This is a genomic window from Gilliamella sp. Lep-s35 (genome assembly GCF_009795845.1).
Classification (GTDB): domain Bacteria; phylum Pseudomonadota; class Gammaproteobacteria; order Enterobacterales; family Orbaceae; genus Gilliamella.
This window is the reverse complement of the sequence record NZ_WTEX01000015.1, coordinates 52,950-58,978: the sequence shown is the minus strand read 5'-3', so window position 1 is coordinate 58,978 and position 6,029 is coordinate 52,950. Positions and strand designations below refer to the sequence as shown.

At 33.9% G+C, this 6,029-nt stretch carries 7 protein-coding genes; 4 read left to right on the top strand and 3 right to left on the bottom strand.

Features of this window, described 5'->3' with window-relative positions; all coding sequences use genetic code 11:
* Positions 1-320: 320 nt before the first annotated feature.
* The gene (gene murI / locus GQ590_RS08075; protein WP_160408021.1) at positions 321-1,136 is read right to left on the bottom strand and encodes a glutamate racemase; all 816 of its coding nucleotides are present in this window, start codon (positions 1,134-1,136) and stop codon (positions 321-323) included.
* A 190-nt stretch (positions 1,137-1,326) separates the two neighbouring features.
* Between murI and metK the strand changes: the two genes are divergently transcribed.
* The 4 genes from metK to GQ590_RS08055 are packed head-to-tail and all read left to right on the top strand — an operon-like array spanning position 1,327 to position 4,433.
* Complete coding sequence (gene metK / locus GQ590_RS08070) at positions 1,327-2,478, top strand: methionine adenosyltransferase (RefSeq protein WP_160408023.1); 1,152 nt, start codon at positions 1,327-1,329, stop codon at positions 2,476-2,478.
* Positions 2,462-2,965, top strand: coding sequence for a SprT family zinc-dependent metalloprotease (locus GQ590_RS08065; protein WP_160408024.1), 504 nt, complete (start codon positions 2,462-2,464; stop codon positions 2,963-2,965). The genes metK and GQ590_RS08065 overlap by 17 nt, the downstream gene beginning before the upstream one ends.
* Before the next feature lie 14 nt (positions 2,966-2,979).
* Entirely contained in the window at positions 2,980-3,597 is a 618-nt protein-coding gene (locus GQ590_RS08060) for a hypothetical protein (RefSeq protein WP_160408026.1), read from the top strand.
* On the top strand, positions 3,591-4,433 hold the full coding sequence (locus GQ590_RS08055; protein WP_160408027.1) for a 23S rRNA (adenine(2030)-N(6))-methyltransferase RlmJ: 843 nt from the start codon (positions 3,591-3,593) through the stop codon (positions 4,431-4,433). The genes GQ590_RS08060 and GQ590_RS08055 overlap by 7 nt, the downstream gene beginning before the upstream one ends.
* Before the next feature lie 60 nt (positions 4,434-4,493).
* Here GQ590_RS08055 and GQ590_RS08050 read toward each other — a convergent pair whose 3' ends face one another.
* Both GQ590_RS08050 and accA read right to left on the bottom strand, forming a co-directional pair.
* A complete protein-coding gene (locus GQ590_RS08050; protein ID WP_160408028.1) occupies positions 4,494-4,862 on the bottom strand; it encodes a diacylglycerol kinase in 369 nt (122 codons plus the stop codon).
* A gap of 21 nt (positions 4,863-4,883) precedes the next feature.
* Complete coding sequence (gene accA / locus GQ590_RS08045; protein ID WP_160408031.1) at positions 4,884-5,843, bottom strand: acetyl-CoA carboxylase carboxyl transferase subunit alpha; 960 nt, start codon at positions 5,841-5,843, stop codon at positions 4,884-4,886.
* Positions 5,844-6,029 lie beyond the last annotated feature (186 nt).

Here is a 6,029-nt window from a genome sequence, read left to right as displayed (position 1 = left end):
TTTTAGTCCGTAGACTTTTATCTTTTGTCTCGCAAGTGCCCACACAGATTGTCTGTTTCTTCTTTTTAAAGAGCTGACAGCTTTTCAACTAACCCAACATTTCGTTGTTTTACTTCGCTGTCTCAAGGGTTGCGTATACTACGCTAACCTTTTTTATTCGTCAAGATCTTTTTTGAAAATTTTTGACCTTGCCTACCGACCTTATTCACCGCCTGCTTTATGCTGACTGCGTGTCAGTGGGTGCGCATTATAGGGCCTTCTTTTTTTTTGGCAAGTAAAAAAGTCCAGATACTTAATCAGTCGCATAAGTTTTAAGCGCGCTAAACTTTAATAGTATGATATTTATTAAGATTATAATCAGATAATTTTTTAACCAACTTTTCTACAGACTGAGTATAAACTGTGCTTAATACAATATTTTCAGATGTAGAAAGAATTATATTGTTTAGTTTATATTTATCATTTAGCAAATTATAGACCCTTGTTGCGATCGCATAACCCGAATCGATTAAGCTCGCTTGAGGAAAAAGCATCTGTAATTCTGTTTTAATAAAAGGGTAATGCGTACAACCTAATACTATTGTATCAGGAATTGTTTGTAACCCAAGCCAAGGTTGCATTAAGTCTTTTAACTGTTTCATATCTACAGTAATGCCTTGTAACTTATTTTCAGCTATGAGTGCTAATTCTGATAAGCCTAACAATTTAACAGTACAGTGTGCGGCAAACTGCTGTATTAAATCGGTTATATAAGTTCTTTCAACAGTTGCTTTTGTTGCTAATAATCCTATACATTTATTTTTAGTAAGTAAGCTAGCTGGTTTAATTGCTGGTACAACGCCAATAATTGGAAAAGAAAATTTAGCGCGCAAACTAGGTAAACAGATAGTGCTAGCTGTATTACAAGCAATAACTGCTAAATCAATTGTATAAAATTTAGTAACTGCTTCAATGACAGAATTAACTCTATTAATTAAAAACTCGGAGGATTTATCTCCATAAGGAAACATTTCATTATCAAATACATAGATATAGTGTGCATTAGGTATTTTATTGTAAATTTCATTATAAACAGATAAACCACCAATACCTGAATCAAACACTAACACTGAAGGCGGTTGTTTTACGATATTCATTTTAGCTATAGAACATTAATTAATAAATTATAAACGCGTCATATCGTAAATTGATTAAAAATTAATGCAAGTATTTTACCCAACCTAATGTTGTATTTAGTTCTATAAATTATGGGCTAGACGTCTAGACGGTAAAACTGCTAAAATAAATAAATATACTTATGCAAGAATTAAGTTAAGAAGGTATTCTATGTCAGAGTTTCTATTTACTTCTGAATCTGTTTCAGAAGGTCATCCAGATAAAATTGCCGATCAAATATCAGATGCCGTGCTTGATGCAATTTTAAAACAAGATCCCAAAGCGCGTGTTGCTTGCGAAACATATGTAAAAACAGGTATGGCCTTAGTTGGCGGTGAAATCACTACTTCAGCTTGGGTAGACATCGAAGAATTAACTCGAAAAACCATTAATGATATTGGTTATACCAGTTCGGAAATGGGATTTGATGCAAATTCATGTGCGGTGCTTAATGCTATCGGCAAACAATCTCCAGATATCAATCAAGGAGTTGATCGAAATGATCCCCTAGAGCAAGGCGCTGGTGACCAAGGTATTATGTTTGGTTATGCTACAAATGAAATGCCCAATTTGATGCCAGCTGCTATAAGCTATGCTCATGACTTAATGCGCCGCCAAGCAGAAGTTAGAAAAAATGGTACACTGCCTTGGTTAAGACCTGATGCAAAAAGCCAAGTCACGTTAATTTACCAAGACGGTCAGATAAAAGGTGTTGATACAATCGTTTTATCTACTCAGCATTCAGAATGTATTGAACAAAAAATATTACATGAAGCTGTCATGGAAGAAATCATTAAGCCAACATTGCCAGCCGAATGGTTAACACCTAGAACAAAATACTTTATTAATCCAACTGGGCGATTTGTTATTGGTGGGCCAATGGGTGACTGTGGACTAACTGGACGAAAAATCATTGTCGATACGTACGGTGGAGCAGCTCATCATGGTGGTGGGGCCTTTTCTGGAAAAGATCCTTCAAAAGTTGACCGCTCAGCAGCTTATGCAGCACGCTATGTTGCAAAGAATATTGTTGCTGCAGGACTTGCTGACAGATGTGAATTACAAATATCTTATGCAATTGGTATTGCCAATCCTACATCAATCTATGTCAATACTTTCGGCACAGAAAAAATCCATCACAATAAAATTGTATCGCTTATTAAAGAATTCTTTGATTTAAGACCTTATGGATTGATCCAAATGCTTGATCTAATTCAACCGATCTATCAACAAACTGCAAGTTACGGTCATTTTGGTCGAGATATATTCCCTTGGGAAAAAACTGATAAAGCGGCACTACTACGTGATGCAGCAGGATTATAAACGCATACCAATTTATTTACATAATCAAACTATGGCTTGTCTAAGAACTCACTTAATGCAAGCCAATCAACGTCTACATTCCCAATATAAAGAACCTAAGATCATTTATAAACCCAAAGGCAGTATTGCTGGTAGTGCCTTTTTAACACGTTGGGAAATTCAACTTAATTCGATTATGTTGCTAGATAATGGTACTCAATTTATTGAGGAAGTGGTGCCTCACGAATTAGCTCATCTTATTGTGTTTAAAAAGTTTGGCAAAGTAAAACCACATGGTAAAGAATGGCAATATATTATGTCAGAAATATTAGGAAAAATCCCTGCAACAACTCACCATTTTACCGTTCAACGCAATACTTATTTATACTACTGCAGTTGTCAACAACATCACTTAACTTCGATAAGACACAACAAAATTCAAAATAATAAAACTAGTTATTTATGTCGTAAATGCGGTACTATACTCAAACTTAAAAGTGCTATTTAATACTGAGATATTATATGTGTAAGTTAGATTTTCATTTTTACAAAAGTTCGTTATTAATTACTGCTCTTGGCATTATCTTTTATATTACGGGAAATTGGTTTATACCTTTGTATAATGGGCTAACGGTTACCATTATCGAACATATTCAATCACTGTTTTTATTATTTATGTGTTGTTATACCTATTATTATGCAAAACAAGTATCTGAACATTCTGAACTTTATAGGTTTTGGATTTGGACAATTTTCTGGTGGTTTATGCTTTTTGGTCGAGGAATTAGTTGGGGACGAGACTTTTTCCCTGAGGTACCTCGTTTCTATTATAAAATCATTGCTAGTATATTAATAGCGATCCCAATACTAACTATATTTTTACCCACAATTCGCCGAGAAATTGCTCGCCGCTACAAATTCGAAAAAATACCATTTTGGCATATATTCTTTGCTTTTCTATTCTTAGGTATAGCTGATATTGCAGAACACCGCCGTATTGGGCATGAATTTTTAGTTATGACAAAAGAGCGAAAAGATCTCATTGAAGAATTAATGGAAATCCCTTGTCTTCTTTGCTTAGCCTTAATAACCTTTTATATGCAAAAAAATGAACAAAAGAGAGTAAATTCCCAATGTTAAGCTACCGCCATAGTTACCATGCAGGTAATCATGCAGATGTCTTAAAACATATAGTATTAACACTATGCATTGAATCATTAAAAGAAAAGGAAAAGCCTTTTTTATATTTAGATACACACTCAGGCGCAGGGCGATATTTATTGAAAAGTGAACATTCTGAAAAAACAGGCGAATATCTATCTGGAATTAATTTGTTATGGCAACAATCTAATGTTCCAGAATTAATCAATACTTATATTTCGGTACTTAAACGTTATAATCCTTTTGAGGAAATAAAATATTATCCTGGTTCACCATTAATTGCCAAGCAATTATTACGTGAACAAGACAAGCTCAACCTTACCGAGTTACACCCAACAGATTACCCTTTATTAAAACAAGAATTTAGTAAAGATAAACGGACTAAAGTTTTACGTGAAGATGGTTTTGCTCAATTAAAATCAAAGCTACCTCCGCAATCTCGTCGGGGAATAGTATTGATTGATCCTTCTTATGAAATTAAAGACGATTATCAAAAAATCCCTATAGCATTATTGGAAGCATATAAACGTTTTGCAACAGGTGTTTACTTAATTTGGTATCCTGTGGTATCTCGTACACAAACTCAAAAAATGATTGATAATATTGTTAACTTAGGCATAAAGCGAATTTCACAATTTGAGCTAGCAATAAAACCTGATAATAATCAAAAAGGCATGACAGCTTCAGGCATGATAGTAATTAACTCACCATGGAAATTACACGAACAAATGCGTACAATCTTGCCATGGCTAAAAAAAACATTAAACGTTGAAAAAACAGGAAATTTCATCATTAGAGAGTTAGTTCCTGAATAGTTTTTAGGTCATTAAACTATTGTCAAAAACTTTCAGAAAAAGCTACGTTTAAATATAAAATTATGATGAAAAGTGACAAGAAAATAGATAAATCCACAAGATAACAGTTAATAATAACGACAAAAATACAGCAGCCGAGCCATAATCCTTTGCTCGGCCTGATAAATCGTGTCTTTCAGAACCAATGCGATCAACTACACACTCAATTGCACTATTTATTAGCTCAGTAATCATCACAACTCCAATTGAACCAAGTAATAAAATACGTTCATAAATAGAAAAATCGACTAGCATTACAATAACATAAGCCACAACTAATAGAATTAACTCTTGGCGAAATGCAGTTTCATATTTTATCGCTGATTTTAAACCTTTTAAAGAATATTTTGCTGCTTTAAGGATACGTAGTAAGCCTGTCGATTTTTTCATTATAATATTCCAAATTTAAAATTACCTTACGTAACCATAGTTCATCAAACGTTGAAATCTTCTTTCTAGTAGTACAGATAAATCCATACTTTCAAGTTCATCAAGATCACTAAGTAGTTGCGTTTTGAGTGAAGTTGATACGGTTGCATAATCACGGTGGGCTCCACCAAGTGGCTCAGGCACGATTGAATCAATAAGATTTAGTTTTAATAATTTATCTGCAGTCATATTCATTGCTTCGGCTGCAACTGATGCTTTATCCGCACTTTTCCATAAAATTGAAGCACAACCTTCAGGCGAAATGACAGAATAAGTACTATATTGAAGCATATTAACTTTATCTGCGACACCAATAGCTAGTGCTCCCCCAGATCCACCTTCACCAATTACTGTGCAAATAGTTGGTACATTAAGGCGTGACATCTCTCTTAAATTACGGGCAATCGCTTCTGCTTGACCTCGCTCTTCCGCACCAATACCAGGATAAGCGCCTGGAGTATCAATAAAAGTAATAATTGGTAATTTAAAACGCTCCGCTAATTGCATTAGTCGTAAAGCTTTACGATACCCTTCTGGAGCAGGCATACCAAAATTACGATAAATTTTCTGTTTTGTTTCTCGACCTTTTTGATGACCAATAACCACCACAGTCCGTCCATCAATCCGCGCTATCCCACCAACAATTGCTTTATCATCAGCATAAGCTCTATCACCGGCTAATTCATCAAAATCAGTAAAAATTTCCTTTATATAATCCAATGTATAAGGTCGATTTGGATGTCTAGCTAGTTGTGCAATTTCCCAAGGCGTTAAATTGGCAAATATTTTTTTTGTTAATTCACGGCTTTTTTTATGTAATTGCTTGATCTCTTTATCTAAATTAATATCTAATTCAACTTGTTGCGAATCAATATTCTTTAAGGAATTAATTTTTGCTTCTAATTCCGCTATCGGCTTTTCAAATTCCAAAAAATTGTTCATAACGCTTGTAATTGCCTCTTAATTTATTCGGTATTTTTAAAAATACACTATCTAACATAGTATACGGATTAATTCTTAAGATAAAATTAAGCCAATTCTACTATGTAATACTCATTAAAGTCACCTATATTTATATCAATAGACTGCACTTTTCCAAAATCTAGTCATCTACATTACTAAAATGAA

Excerpts from the sequence above, each read along its gene's own strand:
- GQ590_RS08050 (WP_160408028.1), bottom strand. The coding sequence starts at position 4,862 with ATGAAAAAATCGACAGGCTTACTACGTATCCTTAAAGCAGCAAAATAT.
- accA (WP_160408031.1), bottom strand. The coding sequence starts at position 5,843 with ATGAACAATTTTTTGGAATTTGAAAAGCCGATAGCGGAATTAGAAGCA.
- metK (WP_160408023.1), top strand. The coding sequence starts at position 1,327 with ATGTCAGAGTTTCTATTTACTTCTGAATCTGTTTCAGAAGGTCATCCA.
- GQ590_RS08065 (WP_160408024.1), top strand. The coding sequence starts at position 2,462 with ATGCAGCAGGATTATAAACGCATACCAATTTATTTACATAATCAAACT.
- GQ590_RS08060 (WP_160408026.1), top strand. The coding sequence starts at position 2,980 with ATGTGTAAGTTAGATTTTCATTTTTACAAAAGTTCGTTATTAATTACT.
- GQ590_RS08055 (WP_160408027.1), top strand. The coding sequence starts at position 3,591 with ATGTTAAGCTACCGCCATAGTTACCATGCAGGTAATCATGCAGATGTC.
- murI (WP_160408021.1), bottom strand. The coding sequence starts at position 1,136 with ATGAATATCGTAAAACAACCGCCTTCAGTGTTAGTGTTTGATTCAGGT.